The 24588-nt window shown below is 64.4% G+C and carries 22 protein-coding genes; 14 read left to right on the forward strand and 8 right to left on the reverse strand.

The window, feature by feature from the left end:
* Positions 1 to 2: 2 nt before the first annotated feature.
* Complete coding sequence (locus AC1DQR_RS24375; protein ID WP_477133951.1) at positions 3 to 1670, reverse strand: acyl-CoA dehydrogenase family protein; 1668 nt, start codon at positions 1668 to 1670, stop codon at positions 3 to 5.
* A 108-nt stretch (positions 1671 to 1778) separates the two neighbouring features.
* On the opposite strand from AC1DQR_RS24375, the gene AC1DQR_RS24380 reads away from it, so the two are divergent.
* A complete protein-coding gene (locus tag AC1DQR_RS24380; RefSeq protein ID WP_477133952.1) occupies positions 1779 to 2420 on the forward strand; it encodes a TetR/AcrR family transcriptional regulator in 642 nt (213 codons plus the stop codon).
* Between the two features lie 88 nt (positions 2421 to 2508).
* Here AC1DQR_RS24380 and AC1DQR_RS24385 read toward each other — a convergent pair whose 3' ends face one another.
* The 5 genes from AC1DQR_RS24385 to AC1DQR_RS24405 all read right to left on the reverse strand — a co-directional run bounded on the left by AC1DQR_RS24385 (position 2509) and on the right by AC1DQR_RS24405 (position 6541).
* The gene (locus AC1DQR_RS24385; RefSeq protein WP_150990285.1) at positions 2509 to 3303 is read right to left on the reverse strand and encodes a peptidylprolyl isomerase; all 795 of its coding nucleotides are present in this window, start codon (positions 3301 to 3303) and stop codon (positions 2509 to 2511) included.
* Positions 3304 to 3307: 4 nt separating this feature from the next.
* Positions 3308 to 3622, reverse strand: a complete 315-nt coding sequence (locus AC1DQR_RS24390) for a BolA family protein (protein ID WP_416048683.1) — start codon at positions 3620 to 3622, stop codon at positions 3308 to 3310.
* A gap of 84 nt (positions 3623 to 3706) precedes the next feature.
* Positions 3707 to 4246, reverse strand: a complete 540-nt coding sequence (locus tag AC1DQR_RS24395) for a septation protein A (protein WP_174426400.1) — start codon at positions 4244 to 4246, stop codon at positions 3707 to 3709.
* 70 nt (positions 4247 to 4316) lie between these two features.
* Positions 4317 to 4763, reverse strand: coding sequence for a peptide-methionine (R)-S-oxide reductase MsrB (msrB, locus tag AC1DQR_RS24400; RefSeq protein ID WP_043346672.1), 447 nt, complete (start codon positions 4761 to 4763; stop codon positions 4317 to 4319).
* A gap of 137 nt (positions 4764 to 4900) precedes the next feature.
* Positions 4901 to 6541 (reverse strand): protein adenylyltransferase SelO, encoded by a 1641-nt coding sequence (locus AC1DQR_RS24405; protein ID WP_477133974.1) that lies wholly within the window; start codon positions 6539 to 6541, stop codon positions 4901 to 4903.
* 316 nt (positions 6542 to 6857) lie between these two features.
* On the opposite strand from AC1DQR_RS24405, the gene AC1DQR_RS24410 reads away from it, so the two are divergent.
* The 6 genes from AC1DQR_RS24410 (at position 6858) to AC1DQR_RS24435 (ending at position 13804) form a co-directional block, all read left to right on the forward strand.
* On the forward strand, positions 6858 to 8483 hold the full coding sequence (locus AC1DQR_RS24410) for a 3-(methylthio)propionyl-CoA ligase (RefSeq protein ID WP_477133953.1): 1626 nt from the start codon (positions 6858 to 6860) through the stop codon (positions 8481 to 8483).
* Positions 8484 to 8631: 148 nt separating this feature from the next.
* Positions 8632 to 9870: a branched-chain amino acid ABC transporter substrate-binding protein gene (locus tag AC1DQR_RS24415; RefSeq protein WP_477133954.1), complete on the forward strand. Its 1239-nt coding sequence runs from the start codon at positions 8632 to 8634 to the stop codon at positions 9868 to 9870.
* A gap of 179 nt (positions 9871 to 10049) precedes the next feature.
* Entirely contained in the window at positions 10050 to 10997 is a 948-nt protein-coding gene (locus AC1DQR_RS24420) for a branched-chain amino acid ABC transporter permease (RefSeq protein ID WP_150990296.1), read from the forward strand.
* Between the two features lie 10 nt (positions 10998 to 11007).
* Entirely contained in the window at positions 11008 to 12321 is a 1314-nt protein-coding gene (locus AC1DQR_RS24425) for a branched-chain amino acid ABC transporter permease (protein WP_477133955.1), read from the forward strand.
* On the forward strand, positions 12318 to 13091 hold the full coding sequence (locus tag AC1DQR_RS24430; RefSeq protein WP_043346660.1) for an ABC transporter ATP-binding protein: 774 nt from the start codon (positions 12318 to 12320) through the stop codon (positions 13089 to 13091). The genes AC1DQR_RS24425 and AC1DQR_RS24430 overlap by 4 nt, the downstream gene beginning before the upstream one ends.
* A complete protein-coding gene (locus AC1DQR_RS24435; RefSeq protein ID WP_043346656.1) occupies positions 13091 to 13804 on the forward strand; it encodes an ABC transporter ATP-binding protein in 714 nt (237 codons plus the stop codon). Before AC1DQR_RS24430 ends, AC1DQR_RS24435 begins: the two co-directional genes overlap by 1 nt.
* Positions 13805 to 13878: 74 nt before the next feature.
* Here AC1DQR_RS24435 and AC1DQR_RS24440 read toward each other — a convergent pair whose 3' ends face one another.
* Entirely contained in the window at positions 13879 to 15252 is a 1374-nt protein-coding gene (locus AC1DQR_RS24440) for an esterase-like activity of phytase family protein (RefSeq protein ID WP_477133956.1), read from the reverse strand.
* Positions 15253 to 15614: 362 nt separating this feature from the next.
* Between AC1DQR_RS24440 and AC1DQR_RS24445 the strand changes: the two genes are divergently transcribed.
* Entirely contained in the window at positions 15615 to 16766 is a 1152-nt protein-coding gene (locus AC1DQR_RS24445; RefSeq protein ID WP_416048678.1) for an RNA ligase RtcB family protein, read from the forward strand.
* Positions 16763 to 17377 carry a peptide chain release factor H gene (gene prfH / locus AC1DQR_RS24450; protein ID WP_416048677.1) on the forward strand — a complete coding sequence of 205 codons (615 nt, stop codon included), beginning with the start codon at positions 16763 to 16765 and terminating at the stop codon, positions 17375 to 17377. Before AC1DQR_RS24445 ends, prfH begins: the two co-directional genes overlap by 4 nt.
* A 67-nt stretch (positions 17378 to 17444) precedes the next feature.
* Here the strand turns inward: prfH and AC1DQR_RS24455 are convergent, their stop codons facing one another.
* A complete protein-coding gene (locus AC1DQR_RS24455) occupies positions 17445 to 18944 on the reverse strand; it encodes a Fic family protein (RefSeq protein ID WP_477133957.1) in 1500 nt (499 codons plus the stop codon).
* A gap of 232 nt (positions 18945 to 19176) precedes the next feature.
* Between AC1DQR_RS24455 and AC1DQR_RS24460 the strand changes: the two genes are divergently transcribed.
* From AC1DQR_RS24460 to AC1DQR_RS24480, 5 genes are all read left to right on the forward strand, one after another.
* Entirely contained in the window at positions 19177 to 19818 is a 642-nt protein-coding gene (locus AC1DQR_RS24460; RefSeq protein WP_253931174.1) for a helix-turn-helix transcriptional regulator, read from the forward strand.
* Positions 19808 to 20779, forward strand: coding sequence for an ornithine cyclodeaminase family protein (locus AC1DQR_RS24465; RefSeq protein ID WP_416048675.1), 972 nt, complete (start codon positions 19808 to 19810; stop codon positions 20777 to 20779). Before AC1DQR_RS24460 ends, AC1DQR_RS24465 begins: the two co-directional genes overlap by 11 nt.
* Before the next feature lie 28 nt (positions 20780 to 20807).
* Positions 20808 to 21770, forward strand: coding sequence for a threo-3-hydroxy-L-aspartate ammonia-lyase (locus tag AC1DQR_RS24470; protein ID WP_416048674.1), 963 nt, complete (start codon positions 20808 to 20810; stop codon positions 21768 to 21770).
* 465 nt (positions 21771 to 22235) lie between these two features.
* Positions 22236 to 23561: a dicarboxylate/amino acid:cation symporter gene (locus tag AC1DQR_RS24475; RefSeq protein ID WP_416050489.1), complete on the forward strand. Its 1326-nt coding sequence runs from the start codon at positions 22236 to 22238 to the stop codon at positions 23559 to 23561.
* Positions 23562 to 23675: 114 nt separating this feature from the next.
* On the forward strand, positions 23676 to 24581 hold the full coding sequence (locus tag AC1DQR_RS24480) for an amino acid ABC transporter substrate-binding protein (RefSeq protein WP_416048673.1): 906 nt from the start codon (positions 23676 to 23678) through the stop codon (positions 24579 to 24581).
* The last annotated feature ends 7 nt before the right edge of the window (positions 24582 to 24588 follow it).

Below are 24588 nucleotides of genomic sequence, written 5' to 3' on the forward strand. Positions count from 1 at the left end.
CGTCAGGCGGCCCAGGCCAGCTCCAGGATGCGCGCGGCATTGCTCCCGCCCGCGCTGATACCCATGACTGCGCCCCATTCGGGGTCGAAGCGGCTGGCAAGGAAGGCGTCGGCGGTGGCTGCGTCGGCATGCTGGAGCATCAGGCAGGCCTGGGCGGTCAGCACCAGCCGCGTGGTGGTGCGGCGTGCCTCGGCCTGCTGCTCTTCCTCAGGCAGGCGCAGCGCCGCGCGCAATGCCGCCACGCTGGCCTGGATGCGCGGCTCGTCCGCGCCGACCGCGCTCATGTGTTCCAGCACCCGCAGGTAGTCGTCCGGGTTGCGGCCGATGGCGCGTAGCACGTCCAGGCACATCACGTTGCCGGAGCCTTCCCAGATCGAGTTCACCGGGGCTTCGCGGAACAGCCGGCCCATGGGGCCATCTTCCACATAGCCGTTGCCGCCGAACACTTCCATGGCCTCGCCGGTCATCTCCACCGCGCGCTTGCAGATCCAGAATTTGGAAGCGGGCGTGAGGATGCGGCGCCATGCCAGGCGGGCGGGGTCGTCGGTGGCTTCGAAGGCGGTGGCCAGGTCCATCGCCAGCAGCATCGCTGCCTCCGCCTCCAGCGCCATGTCGGCCAGCAGCCTGACCATCAGCGGCTGGCGGATCAGCGGCTTGCCGAAGGCGCTGCGGTGGCGCGCGTAGTGCAGGGCCTGCACCAGTGCCTGGCGCAGGAAACCGGCACTGGATAGCGAACAGTTAAGCCGGCTATACGTGGCCATCTCCAGGATGGTGGGAATGCCGCGGCCTTCCTCGCCGACCATGATGCCCCAGGCATCGCGGAACTCGACTTCGCTGCTGGAGTTGGAGCGGTTGCCTACCTTGTCCTTCAGGCGCTGGATCTCGATGGGGTTCTTGCTGCCGTCGGGGCGCCAGCGCGGCACGAAGAAGCAGGAGGAGCCGGCCTCGGTGTTCGCCAGCACCAGGTGGGCATCCGACATCGGCGCGGAGAAGAACCACTTGTGGCCGGTGATCAGGTACTCGGCTCCACGCCCCTCGCCGCGGCTGGGTATGGCGCGCGTGGTGTTGGCGCGCACGTCGGAGCCGCCTTGTTTCTCGGTCATGCCCATGCCCACGTTGATCGCGTGTTTGTGCTCGATGGGAAGGTCGCGCGGGTCGTAGGCCTGCGTCAGCAGCTTGTCGCCGAACTGCGCGAACAATCCCGGCTCCTTGCGCAGCACGGGGATGCAGGCCTGGGTCATATTGGTGGGGCACAGCGAGCCGGACTCGATCTGGCTATGCATATAGAGCGAGGCCGCGTAGGACGCCCAGGCCGAGGGGCGCGTATCGGCGAAGGGCAGGTTGGCCAGCCCGCTGCGGCGCGCAATGGTCATGAGCGCCTGCCACCCCGGGTGAAAACGCACCTGGTCGATGCGCTCGCCGATGCGCGAGTGTGTGTGCAACTCGGGATGATGGCGGTTGGCATCTTCGGCATGCCGGATCGTTTGCTCGGCACCGAGCACCGCGCCCTGGCGTTCGAGTTCCCCCTCGTTCCATCCCGCGCCGGCGCGTGCAACCGCGCGGCGGATGCCGGGGTCGCTGGTGTAGAGGTTGTAGTCCTTGAGCTCCGGGACCTGGTTGGTGATGACGTGGGTGGCGTGGGTGGCGTGGGTGGCGTGCGTGGCGTTCATGGCGGGCTGTCTCCTTGGGCCGGGCGGCCGGGCTTGCCGCCACCCGTTAGATTCGAAAGGTCATTCTAGATAGAATGGCCAGCCWGCATGTTCGGCTTTCGGAGCATCATGAACCCRCAGCRMAAAGRCCCGGCRAAGCCSCGCCGCAGGCCGGTGCAGTCGCGCTCATGGCAGACCTCCCTGGCCATCCAGGAGGCCTTTGTTCGGCTTTTGGCCGGGCAGGACTATGGGCACGTGACGATCCGCGCCATCGTGGACCTGGCCGGCGTGGGGCTGGGGACGTTCTACGAGTACTTCGGCAGCAAGGAGGAGCTGGCACAGGTATGCCTGCACCTGCGCGCCAAGCGGATCGTGCTGGCGATGGACGCCGGACTGGCGCAGTGCCGGGGCGAATCGATGGCGGCCATCGTGGATGCGCTGATCGCCGTCAACGTAGAGCACCACCGGGAGACGCCGGAGCGCTGGGGGCCGATCTACCTGCTGGAGCGGCATTACTCGGGGCGCGCGGCCTACCAGAAGATGTACGCACGGTTTGTGAACGGGTGGAGCCGGGCGCTGCTATGCGCGGCCGACGCGCCGCAGGCCGCGGTGGTCGAGGAGGCCTCGGTGACGCTGCAGGCCATCGTCTATGGCCTGATCTCGCATGCTTGCATCGATGAAGGGGAGGGGATCGATTTCTCGCGGCTGATGCGACAACTGCGGGGCGCAGCGCATGGATACCTGCGAACGCTTGGCGGGCAGGAGGGCTGAAGGGGGCAAACCAGCGGTATCCCGCTCGCGCAAATGAAAACCGGCGCCATCGGCGCCGGTTTTCCCGTCACGGCAAGCCCGAGTCCACTTACTGGATCTTGGCCTTGTCCTTGAGCGACTTCATCATGGCCTGGAACTGCTCGCGCTGCCAGTTCTGGTCGCCCATCAGCATCTGCACCAGCTGCGGCTTGACTTCCTCGAACGTCGGGATCTTGGCGTCGCGGGTGTCGTCGAGCTGGATGATGTGCCAGCCGAACTGAGTCTTGACCGGGGTTTCGGTCATCTGGCCCTTCTTCAGCGCGGTCATGGCGGCCGAGAACTCCGGCACGTAGCTGCTGCTGTTGGCCCAGTCGAGGTCGCCGCCGTTGGCTGCGGAGCCCGGGTCCTTGGACGAGGCCTTGGCCATGTCTTCGAACTTGGCGCCGGCCTTGATCTTGGCGATGATGGCGCGCGCGTCGGCTTCCTTCTCGACCAGGATGTGGCGGGCGTGGTATTCCTTGCCGCTGCCGAACTGGGACTTGATCTTGTCATACTGCTTGCGCAGTTCGTCGTCGCTGGCGCCGTGGGTCTTGACGTAGTCCTCGAACACGGCACCGGCCAGCACGTTCAGCTTGGCTTGTTCCAGTTGTTCCTGCAGGTCGTCGCGCTGGGTCAGGCCGCGCTTGTTGGCTTCCTGCAGCAGCAGCTCACGGTCGATCAGCATGGTGCGGGCACGGTCGCGCAGTTCTGCGCTGGGAGGCTGTCCGGTGCCGGCTACGAGCTTGTCCAGCTTGGCCGAGGGGATCGCCTTGCCATTCACGACGGCGGCGTTCTGGGCGAGGGCGGGCAAGCTGCCAGCGGCAAGCACAGCCGCCAGGCTGAACGAGAGGACTGTGGTCTTCATGGAATCAGATCTGAGAGTTGCTCGAGGAATCGCGGGAGGTTTCGCGGGATTCAAGTTCTTGGTCAGTCAGCGCGGTCACCGCCAGCGCGTGGATTTGCGCGGGGAATAGATCGCGCAGCGCATCATACACCATGCGATGGCGCGCCACCCGGGTGCTGCCGGCAAATTGCGCGCTGACGATAGTGACGTGGTAATGCCCGCCGCCGGAGGCGGCGCCGGCGTGGCCGGCGTGCAGCGCGCTGTCGTCGCGGACTTCGATGCGGGAGGGCGAAAGGGCTGCGCGCAGCAGGGCTTCGATTTGTGCGGGTTCTGCGGCCATCGGTGAATGCGTATCCTGGTGGGGCCCGGCCGGCGCCGGGAGATCAATCGAGGCAGGCGCGGCGGGCAGGGCCCGCCGGTGCGCTTACTCGGGGGTGTTTTCCTGCATGTGGCGGGACAGCCAGACGCTTTGTGCCAGGATGAACACCAGCATCAGGCCCATGCTGCCGAACAGCTTGAAGTTGACCCAGGCGTCGGTGGAGAACTGGTAGGCCACGTAGAGGTTGACCACGCCCATCACGGCGAAGAAAGCGGCCCAGGCGGCGTTGAGCTTGCCCCAGGCGGCTTCCGGCATGGTGACCTGCTTGCCCAGCATGGCGCGGATCAGGTTCTTGCGCCAGATCAGCGCCGACAGGGTCAGCGTTGCGGCGAACAGCCAGTACAGCACGGTGGGCTTCCACTTGATGAAGGTCTCGTTATGCAGCAGCAGCGTGGCGCCGCCGAACACCGAGATGATCGCCAGGCTGACCCACTGCATCGGCTCGACCTTGCGGTGGCGCAGCCAGACCCAGCCGATCTGCACCACGGTGGCGGCGATCGCCACGCCGGTGGCGGCATAGATGCCAGCGAACTTGAAGGCGACGAAGAACAGGATGACCGGAAACAGGTCGAACAGGAATTTCATGCGAACAGGATTGAGCGACGCAAGGTCGAAGGCTTGGTTGGCGGCGAACCGCCGCGCGGGCGGTTCGGGCTTAGCGCGGCGTGTCGGGCGATGTCGGCGCGGCGTCACCCGCATTGAGGTCGGCGGGGTCGCGCTGGTCGAATTTTAGCGCAGCCGAGTTGATGCAGTAGCGCAAACCGGTGGGCGCGGGGCCATCTTCGAAAACATGGCCAAGGTGGCTGCCGCATTCCTTGCAGCGAACCTCTACCCGGACCATGCCGTGCGTGTGGTCGGTGTGCTCGTCGATCACCTCGCCGTTGATCGGGCGGAAGTAGCTCGGCCAGCCGCAACCGGCGTCGAACTTGGTGCTGGCTTCGAACAGCGGCGTGCCGCAGCCGACACAACGGTAGGTGCCGCGCTCCCAGTGATCCCAGTAGCGGCCGGTGAAGGGCCGCTCGGTGGCGGCTTCGCGGGCAACGCGGTACTCGATGTCGGAGAGTTGCTCGCGCCACTCGGCTTCGGTCTTGTGCGTGGTCATAATCGGCTTTCCTTTCTCGTTGGCCGGGAGACTTGGCCGGCGCACAGCTTGTTGCGCAGCCCGCTCTTCGTCACCCAAGGCCAGTTGGTCGTTTCCTGCCTGTCAAACCTTACAGTGCTTGCAGTGGCGCCGCGCCTTCACGACGAGCAGCTCACTTCCAGCCCGGCTGCCCAGTCCGGCGGCAGCGCGGCATAGCCCTCGGCCTCCGGCTGCTCGTCGAACGGGCGCGACAGCACGGCCAGCAGGCGATCCACCTCGCTGAAATCGTTCTCCCGCGCGCGCTGGATGGCGGTTTCGGCCAGGTGGTTGCGCAGCACGTACTTCGGGTTGACCGCCAGCATGGCCACGGCGCGCACGGCGTCAACGGAGTTCTCGGCACGCAGGCGGGCGCGGTAGGCCTCGGCCCAGGCATCCCACGCCGCGCGGTCCAGGAACAGGTCACGCACCGGGGCATCCTGGCTGCCATCGGCGCAGGAGATGCGGGCGAGGTTGCGCCAAAACAAGGTGTAGTCCACACGCTGGGCGTGCATCAGCTGGAACAGGTCGGTCAGTAGCGGCTCGTCGTCGGCATCGGGGCCGCCCGTCGGGCGCAGGCCGAGCTTGTCCCGGTATTGCTGGAAGAAGGCTGCGGCATAGCGTTCGCGGAACGGATCCAGCGCGGCGCGCGCGGCTTCTACCGCGGCGTCGGTGGCCGCTTTGCTGGTTTCGGCGTCGGCCTTGCCATCGCCCTCTCGCCACAGCGGCATCAGGGCCTGGGCCAGGCAGTGCAGGTTCCAGAACGCAACCTGCGGCTGCTGGCTGTAGGCATAGCGGCCTTGCGAATCGGAATGGTTGCAGATGTGGTTGGCGTCGAACGCATCGAGGAAGCCAAAGGGGCCGTAGTCGATGGTCAGTCCGAGGATCGACATATTGTCGGTGTTCATCACGCCATGGCAGAAGCCCACGGCCTGCCACCTGGCCATCAGGTCGGCGGTGCGCAGGGAGACTTCACGCAGCAGGGCCTGGTAGGGCTGCTTGTCGTCGCGGCACTCGGGCATGAAGCGGTCGATCACGAAATCCGCCAGCTGGCGCAGCGAGCCGAGGTCCTCGCGGGCCGCGAAATGCTCGAAATGGCCAAAGCGGATAAAGGACGGCGCCAGGCGCGTCACCACGGAGGCGGTCTCGATGGTCTCGCGGCGCACCGGGGCGTCGGAGCCGATGATGCACATGGCGCGCGTGGTGGGCACGCCCAGCGCCTGCATCGCCTCGGAGCACAGGTATTCCCGGATCGAGGAGCGCAGCACGGCGCGGCCATCGGCCATGCGCGAGTAGGGCGTCATGCCGGCGCCCTTGAGCTGGATTTCCCAGGGGCCGGAGGCGGTGCGCGCCTCGGCCAGGCGTATCGCCCGGCCGTCGCCCAGCTGCCCCGCCCAGACGCCGAACTGATGGCCGGAGTACACGCTGGCGAGGGGATCGGCCCACTCGGGCACGTGATTTCCTGCAAAAGTTTCGATGAAGCTACGCTGCGTTGCGGCATCCGCATCCCAGCCCAGCAACCCGGCCGCGGAGGCCGACACGCTGACCAGCCTGGGGGAGGGTAGCGGCGTCGGCGCGAGCCGTGTAAAGAAGCGCGGGCCGAGTTCCGCAAAGCCAGGCACGGCAGTGAACGGCGGCCGCGGCTCGGCAGCATTCAATGGGGCGGGGCCGGCGGGGTCTGGCAAGGCTTGGGGGGCGTCGGTTGGCTCGGGAGAGTTCACTGGGGCATCACTATGGGTGGCTGGGCGGTGCAGCGCCGGCATGTCGGATTTCGCGCAAGTGCGCTTGCAGGCTAGGGAAAACGACATGTTGAGGTGCAACATGGCAGGCGTTATTGTACTTCCACGCCGTCATTCGCATCTCTGACCGTCGTTGTCACCACAATGTTTCCGGATATCCCTTGAATCCCGCCCCTGGCGCACCGCCATGGGGCCGGGGTGCAGCCCGCTGGCCTCCCGGATATGGCGCTGCACAACGGATTCCCGTTGACGTTTCATCAATGGATGGCAACAATCGGCCCAAAAATAGAACGGTTGTTCGTTTTTTTGACGGATTTCGAAAATTACAGGAGACTATTCCATGGCATTGATGGGTCAAATGATGAGCGAACCCCTGCTCATTTCCTCCATCATCAAGCACGCCGCACGCCACTATGGCGGCACGGAAATCGTCTCGCGACGGACCGAAGGCGATCTGCACCGTTATACCTACCGCGATTGCGAGCTGCGCTCGCGCAAGCTGGCCCAGGCCATCGCCGCGCTGGGCGTGCAGTCGGGCGACCGTGTTGGCACGCTGGCCTGGAATGGCTATCGTCACCTGGAGATCTACTACGGCGTATCGGGCTCGGGAGCGGTATGCCATACCGTCAACCCGCGCCTGTTCCCCGAGCAGGTCGCCTACATCATCAACCATGCCGAAGACCAGTACGTGTTCTTCGATGCCACCTTCCTGCCACTGGTCGAAGGCGTGGCGGCGCATTGCCCGGGCGTGAAGGGCTGGGTGATGATGAGCGACCGCTCGCACATGCCGGCGCAAGCCAAGGTGCCGCTGCTGTGCTACGAGGACCTGATCGACGCGCAGGACGGCAACTACACGTGGCCGCAGTTCGATGAGAACACGGCCTCCAGCCTGTGCTACACCTCCGGCACCACCGGCAACCCCAAGGGCGCGCTGTATTCGCATCGCTCCACCGTGCTGCACTCCTACGCATCGGCGCTGCCGGACGCGCTGGGCTGCTCGGCGCGTGACGTGATCCTGCCCGTGGTGCCGATGTTCCACGTCAACGCCTGGGGCCTGCCGTATTCGGTGCCGCTGGTGGGCGCCAAGCTGGTGCTGCCGGGCGCCAAGCTGGACGGCGCCTCGGTCTACGAGCTGTTCGAGAAGGAGAAGGTGACCTTCTCGGCCGGCGTGCCCACGGTATGGCTGGGCCTGTTGCAGCATGTGCAGGCCAACAATCTCAAGTTCTCCACCTTCAATCGCACCGTGATCGGCGGCTCGGCGGCGCCGCCCGCCATGATCCGCGCGCTCAAGGCGCTCGGCGTGGAGACCATTCACGCCTGGGGCATGACGGAGATGTCCCCGCTGGGCACGTCCTGCAAGCTGCTGGCGCGCCACAACGACCTGCCGGAAGACGAACAGCAGAAGATCCAGGAAAAACAGGGCCGCGTGATCTACGGCGTGGACATGAAGATCGTCGACGGCGACGGCAACGAGCTGCCCTGGGATGGCAAGGCGTTCGGCGACCTGCACGTGCGCGGCCCCTGGGTGATCGAGCACTACTACCGCAACGACGCATCGCCACTGGTGGATGGCTGGTTCCCCACGKGCGACGTGGCTACCATCGACCCCGACGGCTACATGCAGATCACCGACCGCAGCAAGGACGTGATCAAGTCCGGCGGCGAGTGGATCTCCTCGATCGATATCGAGAATGTGGCRGCCGCCCACCCGGCGGTGCATATGGCGGCCTGCATTTCCTGTTATCACCCCAAGTGGGACGAGCGCCCGCTGCTGGTGGTGATGAAGAAGCCCGGCGCCGAGGTGACACGCGAGGAATTGCTGAAGTACTTCGAAGGCAAGGTCGCCAAATGGTGGATCCCCGACGACGTTGCCTTTGTCACCGAGATTCCGCTCACCGCTACCGGCAAGATGCAGAAACTCAAGCTGCGCGAGCAGTTCAAGGACTACCGCCTGCCGGCGGCCTGACCCCAAGGCGGCCATAGAGCCGCCAATGCTTGCCGGGCGTTGATGCCGGCGATTGCAGGACAGGTTTGCGGCGCGCGCGGTCTTGGGAGAGAGCGCCACCGCGAATCGGGATCAACCACAGCCAACAATAAGACTGAAGGAGACAAGCATGATCAGATTGCGTCCGCTCGTGGCCGCCACGGCCATTTTCGCGGCAATGGGTTCCGGGGTTGCGGCTGCCGATACGGTGAAGATCGCCTTTATCGACCCGCTGTCCGGCCTGATGGCGCCGGTGGGGCAGAACCAGYTSAAGAGCTGGCAGTTCGTCGCGGACATCGCCAACCAGAAGAACTGGGGGGGCGGGAACAAGTTTGAAGTGGTTGGCTTTGACAACAAGCTCTCGCCACAGGAAAGCCTGACCATCCTCAAGCAGGCGGTGGACCAGGGCATCCGCTATATCGTGCAGGGCAACGGGTCCTCCGTGGGCCTGGCGCTGGAAGACGCGGTGGCCAAGCACAATGAGCGTAATCCGGGCAAGGAGATCATCTACCTGAACTACGCCGCGGTGGACCCGGACATGACCAACGGCAAGTGCAACTACTGGCACTTCCGCCTGGACGCGAACTCCGACATGAAGATGGAGGCGCTGACCACTTACCTGGCCAAGGATCCTGGCGTCAAGAAGGTCTATCTGATCAACCAGAACTACTCCTTCGGCCACCAGGTGGCGCGCGCCGCCAAGGACTACCTGAAGCGCAAGCGCCCGGACATCCAGATCGTCGGCGAAGACTTGCACCCACTGGCACAGGTCAAGGACTTTGCCCCTTATGCGGCCAAGATCAAGGCCTCCGGGGCCGACACGGTGATCACCGGAAACTGGGGCAGCGACCTTGCGCTGCTGATCAAGGCCGGCAAGGACGCGGGCCTGACCACCAACTACTACACCTACTACGCCGGCACCACCGGCGTGCCGACCGCCATGGGTGCGTCGGAAGCCGGGCACGTCAAGTACGTCGGCTACTACAACCCCAACAACAAGGGCTTCAAGGGCGGCGATATCATCGAGGGCTTCAAGAAGAAGTACAACGATGACTTCTACGTGATGGCCGCGTACACCGGCATCGCCATGCTGGGCAAGGCGTTCACGGACGTCAAGTCGACGGACCCGGTCAAGGTGGCCAAGGCGCTCGAAGGCATCAAGGCCGAGAGCCTGAATGGCACGGTGGAGATGCGCGGCTCGGATCACCAGGCCCAGCAATCGCTGGTGGTGGCTACCTGGACCAAGGTTGACGGCAAGGAGGTCAAGTTCGATCAGGAAAACACCGGCTTTGGCTGGAAGACCGATGCGCTGATGGACCAGTACGTGGCAGCGCAGCCGACTTCCTGCCAGATGAAGCGCCCGGGCTAAGCCTGCGCGCGGCGGATGGCACGGCCAGTTCCGGCGCGCCGCCCGATCCTGCATACTTCGGTCGGCGCGGCGCGGCGCATGCCGCGTTCGGGTGGGCGGCGCTCACCCGCGCGCCCGTTCTCCGACCGGCCGATCGGTGGCCGCCAACTGGCCACGTGCGTCAGAATGAAGGATAAGTTGTGGAATTCTTCGTCATTTCCCTATTGAACGGCGTCAGCTACGGGCTGTTGCTGTTCATGCTCTCTTCCGGGCTTACGCTGATCTTCAGCATGATGGGCGTGCTGAACTTCGCGCACGCCAGCTTCTACATGCTGGGCGCGTACTTTGCCTACACCATTGCCAGCAAGATCGGCTTCTGGCCCGCGCTGATCTTCGCGCCGCTGCTGGTGGCCGGTGCTGGCGCGCTGGTGGAGCGCTTCGGGCTGCGCACCGTGCACAAGTACGGGCACGTGGCAGAACTGCTGTTTACCTTCGGCCTGGCTTACCTGATCGAGGAAGGCGTGAAGCTGGTATGGGGCCTTGCCGCCGTACCCTACCGCATTCCGGCAGAGCTGGACGGGCCGCTGTTTACCGTATTCACCTCCTCGTTCCCCAAGTACCGCGCCTTCATGATGGTGGTGTCGCTGGCCATGCTGGTGGCGATCTACCTGGTGCTCACCCGCACCCGCATCGGGCTGGTGATCCAGGCCGCGCTGACGCATCCGGAAATGGTCGAGGCGCTGGGACACAATGTGCCGCGCGTGTTCATGATGGTGTTCGGTGGTGGCGCCGCGCTGGCGGGGCTGGCCGGCGTGATCGGCGGCAATGCCTTTATCACCGAGCCGTCGATGGCGGCGGCGGTGGGGTCGATCATCTTCGTGGTGGCTGTGGTGGGCGGCATGGGATCTTTAGTGGGGGCGTTCATTGCCTCGCTGCTGATCGGCGTACTGCAAACCTTTGCCGTCACGCTTGACGCCTCGCTGGCTGGCCTGCTGGGCTCGATCGGCCTGCAGGTTACCGACAGCACGCCGCTGTCCTCGCTATGGAAGCTCACGGTGGCGCAGGTTGCCCCGGTACTGCCGTATCTGTTGCTGGTGGTGATGCTGATCTTCCGCCCGCGTGGTTTGATGGGCACCAGGGAGGGTTGATAGCATGAGCATGGAGACGACAATGCAACAACGCCGCGAGACGGTTGTGACCGGCAGCACCATGCGCTACCGCCCGATGAACCTGGCACGCTGGGCGATCTGGGGCCTGACCGCGGCCCTGATGCTGGTGATGCCGCTGTTTTTCACCGGCGGGTTCGCCATCACGCTGATGTCCCAGATGGGCATCATGATTATTTTCGCGCTGTCCTACAACATGCTGCTCGGGCAGACCGGCATGCTGTCGTTTGGCCATGCGGTGTACGCGGGCCTGGGCGCCTTCATCGCCATCCACGTGCTCAATATGGTGGGGGCGGGCAAGGTATGGCTGCCGGTCTCGCTGCTGCCGGTGGTTGGCGGCCTGGCCGGTGCCTTCTTCGGCGTGCTGTTCGGCTACGTCACCACCAAGAAGTCCGGCACCACCTTTGCGATGATCACCATGGGCATCGGGGAAATGGTATTTGCCAGCTCGCTGATGTTCCCGGATTTCTTTGGCGGCGAGGGCGGTATCTCCACCAACCGCATGGTGGGAGACCCCGTGTTCGGCATCACCTACGGGCCCGGGCGCCAGGTGTACTACCTGATCGCGGTGTGGTGCCTGCTGTCCATGGCCGCCATGTACGCCTGGACCCAGACGCCGCTTGGCCGCATTGCCAACGCGGTGCGCGACAACCCGGAGCGGGTGGAATTCATCGGCTACAACACGCAGCGCGTGCGTTACCTGGTGCTGATCCTGTCGGCGTTCTTCGCCGGCATCTCGGGGGCGCTGTCGGCCATCAACTTCGAGATCGTGTCGGCCGAGAACGTCAGCGCGGTGCGCTCCGGCGGGGTGCTGCTGGCAGCCTTCATCGGCGGTGCGGGCGTGTTCTTCGGGCCGGTGATCGGCGCGGTGGTGTTCATCCTGTTCGCGGTCGCGCTGTCAGACCTGACCAAGGCCTGGCTGCTGTACCTTGGTCTGTTCTTCGTGCTGATGGTCATGTTCGTGCCGGGCGGCATCGCCAGCTTGCTGATGATGCAGGTGCCGCTGCTCGCGCGCGGCAAGCTGCGCGCCATGTTGCCCGACTACGGCCGCGCCGCGGCTGCCGGGCTGGTGCTGCTCGCCGCGGTGATCCTCACCGTGGAGCTGGTCTACAAGGTGCAGGTGGACAGCGCCAACGGGACGGAGATGTCGCTGTTGCGCATCGGCTTCGACGCCGCGACGGTGAAGCCGTGGCTGGTGGCCGCGGCGTTGTGGGTGGCTGGCCTGCTGGCTTGCCGCGCCGCGCGCGCGCGGGTGCGCGCCACGTGGGACAAGGTACAGGCCGAAATGGCGGGAGGCACGGCATGAGCGCCGCACTGGAACTGAACGACGTACGCAAGAAATTCGGCCAGACCGAGATCATCCGGGGCGTTAACCTGAGCATCCCCAAGGGGGAGCGGCATGCGCTGATCGGCCCCAACGGCGCCGGTAAATCGACCACCTTCAACCTGATCTCGGGGCGCTTCGCGCCAAGCTCGGGCACGGTCAGGCTGAATGGGCAGGAGATCGGCGGGCTGCAGCCATTCGTGATCAACCGCATGGGGCTGTCGCGCAGCTTCCAGATCACCAATATCTTTCACCGCTTGTCGGTGTTCGAAAACCTGCGCTGCGCGGTGCTCTGGTCATTGGGCTACAAGTACTCGTTCTGGCATCGCCTGTCCGAGCTGCGCGACGCGCGCGAGCGGGCGGACGAAGTGCTGGAGCTGATCGGCCTGCAGCACCGCCATAGCACCCAGGCCAGCTTGCTGACCTATGCGGAACAGCGCGCGCTGGAGATCGGCATCACCATCGCCGGTGGCGCCGAGGTGATCCTGCTGGACGAACCCACGGCCGGCATGAGCCGCTCGGAGTCCGACCATGCGGTGGAACTGATCCGCCGCGTCACCGTTGGCAAGACCCTGGTGATGGTGGAGCACGACATGAGCGTGGTGTTCGGGCTGGCCGACCGGATCTCGGTGCTGGTCTACGGCGAGGTCATCGCCACCGACACGCCCGAGGCCATCCGCGCCAACCGCAAGGTCAAGGAAGCCTACCTGGGCACGACCCTGGACGAACCCGCTACTGAGGGAGCGCACTGATGGGCAAGCGCATGCTGGACGTGCAGGGCCTGCACGCCTACTACGGCAAAAGCCATATCCTCCACGGCGTCGACGCGCATATCGACGAAGGCGAGATCGTCGCGCTGCTGGGCCGCAACGGGGTGGGGCGCTCGACCATGGCCAAGGCCATCCTCGGCATGGTCAAGGCGGAGGGCTCGGTGCGCTTTCGCGACGAAGAGATCCTCGGGCGGCGCACCTTCGAGATCGCCCACCTGGGCGTGGGCTACGTGCCGGAGAACCGCGATATCTTTCCCACGCTCACGGTGCGCCAGAACCTGCAGCTAGGGGAGAAGCGCAATCCGCGCCAGTCAAAGCCTCGCTGGACGGTGCAGGACATGTACAACATGTTCCCGCGCCTGAAGGAGCGTGAGAATACGTCAGCCGGCGTGCTCTCCGGCGGCGAGCAGCAGATGCTTACGCTGTGCCGCACCCTGATGGGCGACCCCGACCTGGTGCTGATCGACGAGCCTACCGAAGGGCTGGCCCCGATGATCGTCGCGCTGGTGGGCGATTACCTGAAGGTCCTGAAGGAGCGTGGCGTGTCGGTGCTGCTGATCGAGCAGAAGCTGGCTATCGCGCTGGATATTTCGCAGCGGGTCTATGTGATGGGGCACGGGCATATCGTGTTCGAGGGCACCCCCGGGGACCTCAAGGCCAATGCCGCCATTCGCAAGGAATGGCTGGAAGTGTAGGCCGGATGGGTGTCCTCGTTAGCCCGGGACACCCATCCATGCCGGCTCGTGCGCCGGCACTGCCCTGAGGCCAATTACTTCGCCCTCAGGAACTCACCGACCTCAAGCAGCACCAGTTCATTGTCGTCGGCCTTGTTAGGCTCGCGGCTGCTGGAGAAGGGCAGGTTGTTGTCGTTGCCGACCACGATATGGGTCGGGTCGACCACATCCACGTTCTCGATGGTGAAGAACGGGAACTTGAGCACGCCTTCGTTGAGCGGCTTGCGGGCCAGCTTGTCGGGGTCGGCGATATTGAGCAGGTCGATGTAGCCGATCTTGCGCACCGGGCCGCCCGCGTTGGCGTCGCTCAGTTCGATCTTGTAGATGCGCTTGAACTTGGCGATATCCGAGAAGCAATCGTTGCGCTTCTGGCCTTCGGGGCAGGCTTTGTCGGCCGTGCCTTCGCCGTTGTCGCGCTCGATGATGAGGCCGGTGCTGGCGTCGATCATGTTGAAGTCGCCGATGGCGTTGCCATTGGCTTCCAGCGGGTACTTCCATGAGCGGCCCGTCCACTTGCCGGCCTGGGTGTCGAACTCCAGCACCCGCAGGGCTTCCTTGCCGCCGATACGCTCAAAATCCTTGGCTTCGGCGTTCCACACGGGGCCTTCCAATAGCGCGTAGAGCTTGCTGCCGTCCGGTGATGAGGCCATGCCTTCGAAGCCCTTGGAGCGCTTGACCTGGAAGTCCACCGCGCCGCCCGGCACGCCCGGCGTGGTCACGGCGGGATGGTCCGGCGAGCGGACGACCTTGCCGTCGACCAGCGTGTCGTACACGGCCAGCACCTTGCCTTGCAGGTCGGCCTTGATCAGGAAGGGCCCGAACTCGTCGCCGATCCACAGCGCGCCGCCGGCGAACTGGAAGCTCTCCGTGTCGAAGTCCGAACCGGTCAGGTAGCGTTGCCTGGTGCCTTCGTGGACGACGCGGAAGGGCACCTTCTTGTCCGGATCGTGCAGGAACACAGTGCCCAGGCGATGGAGCTTGCCGCTCTTGAAGTCCACCTTGTAGTGATTCAGGTAGAGCATGAAGTCCGGCGAGTTGGCCTTGCTGCCGGCGCCATTGTCGGTCAGTACCCAGAAGCTGCCGTCCGCCATGTGCTTGATGCCGGAATGGCCTTGCAGCGGCTGGCCCTTGAAGGGCAGTGACACACCCGTCGGCCGGTTATTCGACTGGCCCTCCACCGCGCCGATCTTTTCCACGCGCGCGCCGGTGGTGAACTTGCCGCTCTCCTGCAGGTCCTGCGGCGCGTCCTTGGGCGCGGCGATATAGCTCTGCGCGGGCAGGATGGCGTGGCCGGCGAGGGTGGCGGGGTAGGCGGCAGGGGCTGTGGCCTGGGCCGCGGCGGGCAAAGCCCAGGCCGCAGCGGTGACGGCGATAACGGCAATGACGGTCGCGGACGGGAGGATGCGCATGTGGGAGAAGAATGGTGTCTAAAGACCGCTACGATGCATGGGCCACGTGACGGTGGCGTGATGAAGGCGTGACGCTCGCGTGACAGATAAGTGTCTCGGTCTGACAACAGCCGCACGCGCTGATCTGATCGTCAACATTGCCAGAGCACGCCATTGCGCATTACGATCGTTTCCCTTCATTCATCAACCGCACTGCAAAGGAGAGCACACCATGAAAACGTCGACGCATCTTTGCAGGCCGCGCCAGGTTTAATCGTTCCGCCCCGCAAGCGCATTGCCAACTTGGCATCGCGTTGCGCGGTGAGTTGCATTGCCCGGCTCCGGCCTGCCACATCAGATTCTTTCTCTTATCTGGATGGTATATGGGCAATGGCATCAAGCATCTGTCCGAGCGCGTATCGCTGATCGCGTCGGACCACACGTGGATCGAAGGCAACGCGATCCAACAACTTCATCACACCGCCAGTCTCGCCGGCATGGAGCGAGTCGCCGGCATGCCGGACTTGCATCCTGGCCGGGGATATCCGGTGGGCGCGGCCTTTTTCTCCAGCGGCCGGTTTTATCCTGCGCTGGTCGGCAATGACATCGGCTGCGGCATGGCGCTGTGGCGCACGGAGCTGGACGCGACCAGGATCGGCGCGGACCAGCTGGAGAAGCGGCTCGGCAATATCGATGGGCCGCTCGACGCTTCATGGGACGAGGCCGTGGCGCAGGTCGTGGCCAGCCAGTCGCTCCAGGGCGTGGGCCACGAGCACGCGCTGGGCACGATCGGCGGGGGCAATCACTTTGCCGAAGTGCAGCAGATCGACGAGATTCTCGACCAAGCCGCGGTGGCGGCGCTCGGGCTGGAACGCCGCCGGCTGGTGCTGCTGGTGCACAGTGGCTCGCGCGGGCTCGGCCAGGCAATCCTGCAAGACCATATCGAGCGCTTCGGCCACAGTGGCTTGAGCGGCGGCAGCCAGGATGGCGCCGACTATCTGGCCCGGCACGCGCAGGCGCTGCGTTTCGCCCAGGGCAACCGCGAGCTGGTCGCGCGCCGCATGCTGGACCGGCTGCATGGTGGCGGCGAGCGGGTGCTCGATGTCGACCACAACTTCCTGGCGGCGGCCACGATCGACGGCATTGCCGGCTGGCTGCACCGCAAGGGCGCCACGCCGGCCGATGCCGGCCCGGTGGTGATCCCGGGCTCGCGGGGAGATTACAGCTACCTGGTCGAGCCGGTAGCCGATGCGCGCAGCTTGTTGTCGCTGGCGCATGGCGCGGGCCGCAAATGGATGCGCGGCGAGTGCAAGAGCCGCTTGTCGGGGCGCTTTACCGTCGAGCAACTGAGCCGGACGCGCTTTGACAGCCGCGTGATCTGCCGCGACCGGCAACTGATCTACGAGGAGGCGCCGCAAGCCTACAAGCCGATCGACAGCGTGGTGGCGGCGCTTTGCGACGCGGGCCTGGCAAGGCCGCTGGCGCGCCTGCGCCCCGTGCTCACATACAAGACCAGCGGGGAGTGCTGCCGATGATCCTGCTACAGCTTTCCGCGGCACAAGGGCCATCCGAATGCTGCCTGGCAGTCAGCCGGGCGCTCCGGCGCCTGCTGCACGAGGCGACGCTTTGCGGCGTGCAGATCGAGATCCTCGACGAGGAGGGTGGCGAGCGCGCGGGCACCCTGCGCTCGGTGCTGGTGAGCCTGGATGGCGAGCCGGCGCCGGACTTGGCGCGCCAGTGGGAGGGCACGGTGCAATGGACTTGCCAGAGCCCTTACCGGCCCCGGCATGCGCGCAAGAACTGGTTTATCGGCGTGGCGCGTTGCGCTGCGCCGTCGCCAGCCCTGGCGGGCGAGATCCGCTTTGAGACCTGCCGGGCCTCCGGGCCAGGCGGGCAGCACGTGAACCGTACCGAGTCGGCTGTGCGCGCCATCCATGTGGCGACCGGCATCAGCGTCAGGGTGCAGTCCGAGCGCAGCCAGCATGCCAACAAGCGCATTGCCACGTTGCTGATTGCGCACAAGCTGGCGCAGCAGGCGGACCAGAGCATGCTCGCCCAACGCGCCCAGCGGCGCTTGCTGCACCATCAGGTGGAGCGTGGCACGCCGGTGCGGGTATTCAAGGGGGAGCGCTTCGAGCCGGCCTGAGGCAAGCACATGACGCGGCGCCTGCATTGCGGACGCCGCGCCCGGTGCCTGTCTCGATGCAGTGCCTTCATTCGCCGTTGGTGTCCTCGTCGCCAGCGTCATCCAGTACCTCTCGGACAGCCGCTTCAATCACGTCGAACGAGGCTTGCGGAACGCGATCGGAAAAACGCTTGCGCCRCTTCTTGGAGATGACGCCATCGTTGTCGAGGCAGATGACCACCAGCGTTGCCAGATCATTGCCGCGGACGTCGATTCGCTCGTTCACCCGCCGCATCACCTGATCATAGCGCCCAAGGAAGACCGTTTCCTGGCGCAACTCCACGTCCAGTGCCTGCGCCGCCATCCGGAAACCGAATTCGACGCAATGCGTGGCATCCCAGTAGCGAAAGATCGAATCGTCCGTCTTGAACTCGAACTGGTATTCGCCTTCGCCGATCCAGGTAACCCTCACCCGCTCACGGGCCTGGCGTGAGTACGACTGGAGCGCAACAAGATAGTCCGCCTCATTTCGCTTCATGGCGACTGACACAGGCAGGAGCAGTCCCTTCGCCAGTTTCCCGGACGTGCACAGGGCTTTGTGAAAGAGGAATCGCGACAGCCGTCCATTACCATCCATGAACGGGTGAATGAAGACAAAGCCGAACGACGCGATGCTCGCGGCAACGATGGGGTCGGTCTGGCTCGGTGCGTCGTTGGCGAACGCCATCCACGCGTCCATGAGTGGCTCGACCAATTCCGGCCATGGCGGCACGTACGTTACGCCACTAGCGCCGCGCCCTGGCCCTCGGAGCCAGTTCTGCTCGCCCCGGAACTGCACGGCTTGATCGAGCGGGTTGAGCACAGTCGACGACTGCAATTCTGCCAGGTAGTCCTCAGTAAGGCGTTGGCCTTCATGGGCTTGGCGAAGGAGTTGGACAAAGGCACGAGCCTTGTCTTCGCTCGGGGCCTCGTGCTCAATCGCATAGGAATCCTCTGTTTCATGCAGATAGGCCCAGGCTAGCGCACGGTCAAGCATGGCAGGTCCGAGGCTCTTCAGGAACGCGTTGGCACGCCCCAGGATGTCGGAGGCGATCCCCGCCTCGATCGCCGGTGTGCGCTCGACCGTGGCGCAGTAAGCCAGGGAGCCTAGTCCGTTGAAATCTACCCGCCACCGAGCATCGCGCCGTGAGGGGCCCGTGATATAGCGAGCTGGATCGAATACGCTCACATAGCCGACCGTGATCTCCGGCCGACCCTCAAGCCGCTGGCCACTGAAGTGTTCCCAGAGAAACGCCGCGATCCGGATGTACTGGCCATTAGGTGTTTGTTGCAGCGCTGCAAGCATTTGCGCCGCGGGGATTGTTGGGAGCGCTTGAGCCAGGATTTGGAGATTGACCCCTTCGTGCTTCAAGGCGAACAGAACGTGATCCAGTGGCTCCGTTGATTGTGGTGCCACCTGTGCCGGAATGGCGAGCAGTCCGTTGCCTGGCATCACCTTCGTGACTGGTTGTATTCGCGCTGGCTGGGCTAGGGCAAAGGCAGTCAACTCACCTGTTCGACGAAGAAACTCATACCCTACTGCACTCATATTTTTCTCACCGGGCCATGTTTTTTCGCATTATTGCATGGAGAACCTTCTTTTTTGTTAGAAGTTACTTATGGGCAACTTTTTGGATGGTGGCCAGAGGGTGGTGGTGAGGTTTTTTCTTAGTCCACTATGATTTTTGCCAGTTTTTAAATGATGAATCGAATTTTTGCCAGTCAGTGTTGTGATCAAACCTGATATTGACGAATTGTCTACATTTGGATAACCTGTCTATATGAAAAAACGCACACCAGAACGCACGCCCGAGCAGCAAGCGCTGCTTGAGCAACTCAAGCAGGTGGCCCAAGGTTTGAGCGAGACCTTCGCGCCCTTTTGCGAGGTGGTTGTTCACGATCTGCTGGACCCCAAGCACGCCATTCTCGCCATCCATAACAACTTGTCGGGCCGCCAGGTGGGAGACCCCGCAACCGAGCTGGGCCTTGCCCGGATCGCCGATCCCGAGTATCCGCAGGTGATCGCCAATTATGCGAATCAGTTCGCCGACGGGCGGCAGGCCAAGAGCACGTCGATCGGCATCAAGGATTCGGCCGGGGGCTATGTGGCAGCCTTGTGCATGAACGTCGACCTGACGCTGTTCCGCAGCTTGCAGAACGTGCTCGGCCAGTTTGGCAGCGTGGACGCCGGCGCGGCGATGAAGGAGTCGCTCGACCCGGCAGGCGCAGATGCCATCCGGGCCCGCATCGACCAGTTTGCCGCGCGGCTGGCCACCACGCCGCGATCCCTCAAGGCCGAAGACAGGCGTGCATTGCTGCGCGAGCTCAAGGAGGCGGGGTTCATGGAGGTGCGCCGCGCCATGGAAATCGTGGCGCTGCATCTCGGCGTGTCGCGGGCTACGGTGTATAGCTATGCCAAGTGAAGCGCGCTTGCTCCTGCTCGACAAGAACCAGGTCGAGTCACTGCTGCAGCCGGCAGATGCCATGGAGGCGGTGAGCGAAGCCTTTGCCCTGCATAGCCAGGGAGAAGGCCGTGTCTTTCCGCTGGTTCGGGAGCCGCTGGCGACCGGTGGCGTGTTCGGCATCAAGTCTGGCGATGTCCAGTCGCAAGGCCTGCTGGGTTTCAAGGCGGCCGGATTCTGGCCGGCCAACCGCGAGGTGGGCGGCGAGCCGCATCAGGCCACGATCATGCTGATCGATCCGGCAACCGGGCGGCCAGTGTGCATGATCGATGGCAACGCCGTCACCACGATGCGCACCGGTGCCGCCGGCGGCCTTGGGCTTCAGTGGCTGGCACGCCAGGACAGCGAGCGCCTGTGCCTGTTCGGCACCGGCGTGCAGGCGCGGATTCAGTTGACGTTTGCCCTTGCGCTGCTGCCCTCGCTCAAGCAGGTTCAATACGTTACGGTAACGGGCCAGCCCGACGCGGCGTTCGAGCGCGCCTTTGCCGAGCGCTGTGAGATCTCCCATGCCCCTGAGCGCAATGCGGCAGTGGCGGGCAGCGACGTAGTCATCACCGCTACGCCTGGCGGCGGTGCGCTGTTCGACCTGCAAGCCGTGCAACCAGGCACGCACCTGAACTGCGTGGGCGCGGACACGCGTGGCAAGCGCGAGTTGCCCGACGGCCTGCTGGCGCGCGCGCGGTTGTTCGTCGACGATCGGGCCCAGGCCCGCCAGATCGGCGAAATGCAGTGGGCGCCGGATACGCCTTGCACGGAAATCGGCGACGTGCTGGGCGGCAAGGTGCAAGTTGAGCGCCACGATACCGACATCACCGTCTTTGATATGACAGGCCTGGCCTTGCAGGACCTGACCGTGGCTCGCCTGCTCCAGCGGCGAGCCGCCACCGCGCAAGCTGGCACTAGCATCCACTGGCCCTGGTAGCCTTTTTACTCAAACGAGAATTACGACCATGCTGAATCTACCGACCTTTGATGATGTGTCAGCCGCCGCTGCGCGGATTGAGGGCTACGCGCACCACACCCCCGTCATGCGCTCGCGCACCGCGGACAAGGAAGTGGGCGCGGAGCTGTTCTTCAAGTGCGAGAACCTGCAGCGCATGGGCGCCTTCAAATTCCGCGGCGCCTTCAACGCGTTGTCGAAGTTCGACGAAGGCCAGAGGCGGGCGGGGGTGGTGGCCTTTTCCTCGGGTAACCACGCGCAGGCCATCGCGCTCTCGGCCTCCCTGCTCGGCATGCCGGCGACGATCATCATGCCGCATGACGCGCCGGCCGCGAAGGTTGCCGCGACCAAGGGCTACGGCGGCAAGGTGGTGATCTATGACCGCTATACCGAGGACCGCGAGGCAATCGGCCGCAAGCTGGCCGAGGAACAGGGCCTGACGCTGATCCCGCCGTATGACCACCCGGATGTCATCGCCGGGCAGGGTACCGCGGCCAAGGAGTTGTTCGAGGAAACCGGCGAGCTGGATGCCCTGTTCGTCTGCCTTGGCGGCGGCGGGCTGCTTTCCGGGTCCGCGTTGTCCGCGCGCGCGCTGTCTCCCCGATGCAAGATCTACGGCGTGGAGCCTGCCGCTGGCAACGACGGCCAGCAGTCGTTCCGCACTGGCTCGATCGTGCATATCGAAACGCCCAAGACCATCGCCGACGGCGCGCAGACGCAGCACCTTGGCAACTACACGTTCGAGATCATTCGCCGCGATGTCGATGACATCGTTACCGCGACCGACGACGAGCTGGTCGACTGTATGCGCTTTTTCGCGTCGCGCATGAAGCTGGTGGTGGAGCCCACCGGCTGCCTCGGCTTTGCCGCCGTGCGTGCCATGAAGGCCGAACTGCAAGGCAAGCGCGTGGGTGTCCTCATCAGCGGCGGGAACATCGATATCGACCGGTTCGCGGCGTTGCTTGCTGGCTGATTGGCCCGATCCGCGCCCGATCCGCGCGCGGGCCGCTCGGTGCGCATGGCACCTCCCGGCCATGCCGCGTGGCGCAGGTGACGTTGGCCCCGGCGGCGTGATTGCCGGGGTCGGCGGCATCACAGCCAGGAACAGATTCGACCATTCCTACCGATCGCCATTCGTGTGAGCCTGTCCATCAGGCTGCGCGCGCGATGGCGTTTGCCTTCACCGGGATCCCCACTCGGTATCGCTATCGCATGCCTGGCCTCGCTCTGGCCATTCCCTCCATTGTTTCCGCTTTGCTGCCGTTGCCCGAAGGCATGCGCCTGCGTGCGCCTGTCGCCGGCGCTGTGCACTCAGCTTGCCGAAACACTTCGGGTTTTCATCGTGTTGACGTTTTATCTAGTGTTGGATAATCTGTCTTATCGACATGGGCGGGATGCACTGTGCGTCGATATTGGAAACTGGCCAGGAGGCGAAGCTTTGAAAACCACTAACAAACTTACCCGCTGGATCATGCTCAGCATGGTCCTGGGTGTCATCGTCGGCTATGCCTGTCACCGCATGGCGGCCGACGCGGCAGCGGCCAAGACGATTGCCGGGAACTTCTCGATCATCACCGAGATCTTCCTGCGCATGATCAAGATGATCATCGCCCCGCTCGTATTTGCGACCCTGGTCTCGGGCATCGCGAGCATGGACGACACCAAGGCGATTGGCCGCATCGGCGCCAAGGCCTTGACATGGTTCATCCTCGCGTCACTCGTGTCGCTGAGCATCGGACTGCTGTTCGTGAACCTGGCGCAACCCGGTGTCAGCCTGAACATGGTTCTGCCGGACGCCGGCGCAAGCACGAATCTCAAGACCAGCGCACTCAACTTGAGAGAGTTCGTCACGCATATTTTCCCGAAGAGCATCTTCGAGGCCATGGCGACCAACGAGATCATGCAGATCCTGATCTTTTCGCTTTTCTTCGGCATTGCGCTGGGCAAGACGACCGGTGGCTCGGGCCAATTCCTGAAGCGGTCCGTCGACGAACTGATGCACGTGATGCTGCGCATCACGAATACGGTGATGTTGTTCGCGCCGGTCGGCATCTTTGCGGCGCTTGCCGCGGCCATCACCGTGCAGGGCCTTGACGTACTGGTGACCTATGGCAAGTTCATTGCCGCGTTCTATCTCGCTTTGCTGGCCCTGTGGGCCGTGCTCTTCATCGCGGGATATGTGGTTCTCAAGGGGCGCATGTTCGATCTGGCAAGGGGTATCCGCGAACCCATGATGATTGCCTTTTCCACCGCCAGCAGCGAGGCGGCTTACCCGAAGATGATCGAGCGGCTGCAGCGCTTCGGGGTGAAGAAGCGCCTGGTCGGCTTTGTCCTGCCGCTGGGATACTCCTTCAACCTCGACGGTTCCATGGTGTATCAGGCGTTCGCGGCGGTCTTTATCGCGCAGGCTTTCGATATCCATATGTCGCTCGGGCACCAGATCACCATGCTGCTGATCCTGATGGTCAGCAGCAAGGGCATGGCCGCGGTCCCACGCGGCTCGCTGGTGGTGGTAGCCGCTATCTTGCCGATGTTCGGCTTGCCGGAGGCCGGGCTGTTGCTGGTGATGGGAATCGATCAGTTCCTGGATATGGGGCGCACGGCGACCAATGTCCTGGGCAATAGCATTGCCACTGCCGTCGTTGCCAAATGGGAGGGGGAGCTGGGGACCGAGGAAGAGTTCGACCCGCTCTGCGTCGATATGGCCGCCGTTCACGGCGAGCCGGTCGCACCAGCGATACCTTCCCCGGCGCGCATGGCTTGATCGCACGGAAAAGCAATTTGCTTATGAGAATGCCGGGCATGCTCTTATGAGAAAGATATTGTTTCGCTGGGGCGGAGTGCGCAATACGCTACGCACTTTGCCCGAGTACCTGCCATGTCCTTTCCTGTCTCATTCACAGCGCGCGCATTCGTGGCGCTGACCGCCCTCGCTGCTTTGGCCAGCCTCCAGTCCGCGCGCGCCCAGAGCCCGATCCTGGAGCAGATCCGGGAATCCGGCACGATCACGATGGGCTATCGCGAGGGAGCGCTGCCGTTTTCTTTCTCCGACATCAAGGGCCAGCCTTCGGGCTACGCCGTGGATTTGTGCCTGCGTGTGGCCGAGGCCGCGCGCCAGAAGCTCGGCCTGAAGGACCTGAAGGTGCGCTGGCTGCCGCTGACGGCGCAGAGCCGCGTGCCGGCGGTGATGAACGGTCTGGTGACCGTGGACTGCGCGCCCAACACCAATACGGTCGAGCGCCAGAAGCAGGTCGCATTCAGCGTATCGCACTATGTGTCGGTGGTCCGCATGCTGGTTCGCGAGGATTCCGGCATTCAATCCCTCAACGACCTGCGCGGCAAGGTCGTGGTCACCAGCGCGGGCTCCACCGGCGATCGCCACGTGCGCCGGCTCAAGACGCAGTACGCCTACAACGACGTGTACGCGAAGGACCATAACGAGTCCTTCCTGCTGCTGGAGACCGGCCGTGCCCAGGCCTTCGTGCTGGATGATGTGGTGCTGTACGGCCTGCGCGCCAATTCAAAGGCCCCGTCGCAATACACGGTCGTCGGGCCGGCGCTTTCCACGGAGCGCAACGCGCTGATGCTGCCGAAATCCGATCCGGAATGGAAGCAGCTCGTCGACCAGACGTTGACCTCGGTCTTCGCCGGCCCCGAGGTGGTGACATTGCAGAAGCGCTGGTTCCAGCAGCCGATCGGCACGCGTGGCATCAACCTCGCGCTGACGCCATCGCCCGAGGTGCTGGCCGCGTGGAAGCGTCCCACCGACGAGGCGGCGGAGTGAGTCGGCC

The sequence above is a fragment of the Cupriavidus sp. 05L411 genome, assembly GCF_056398045.1.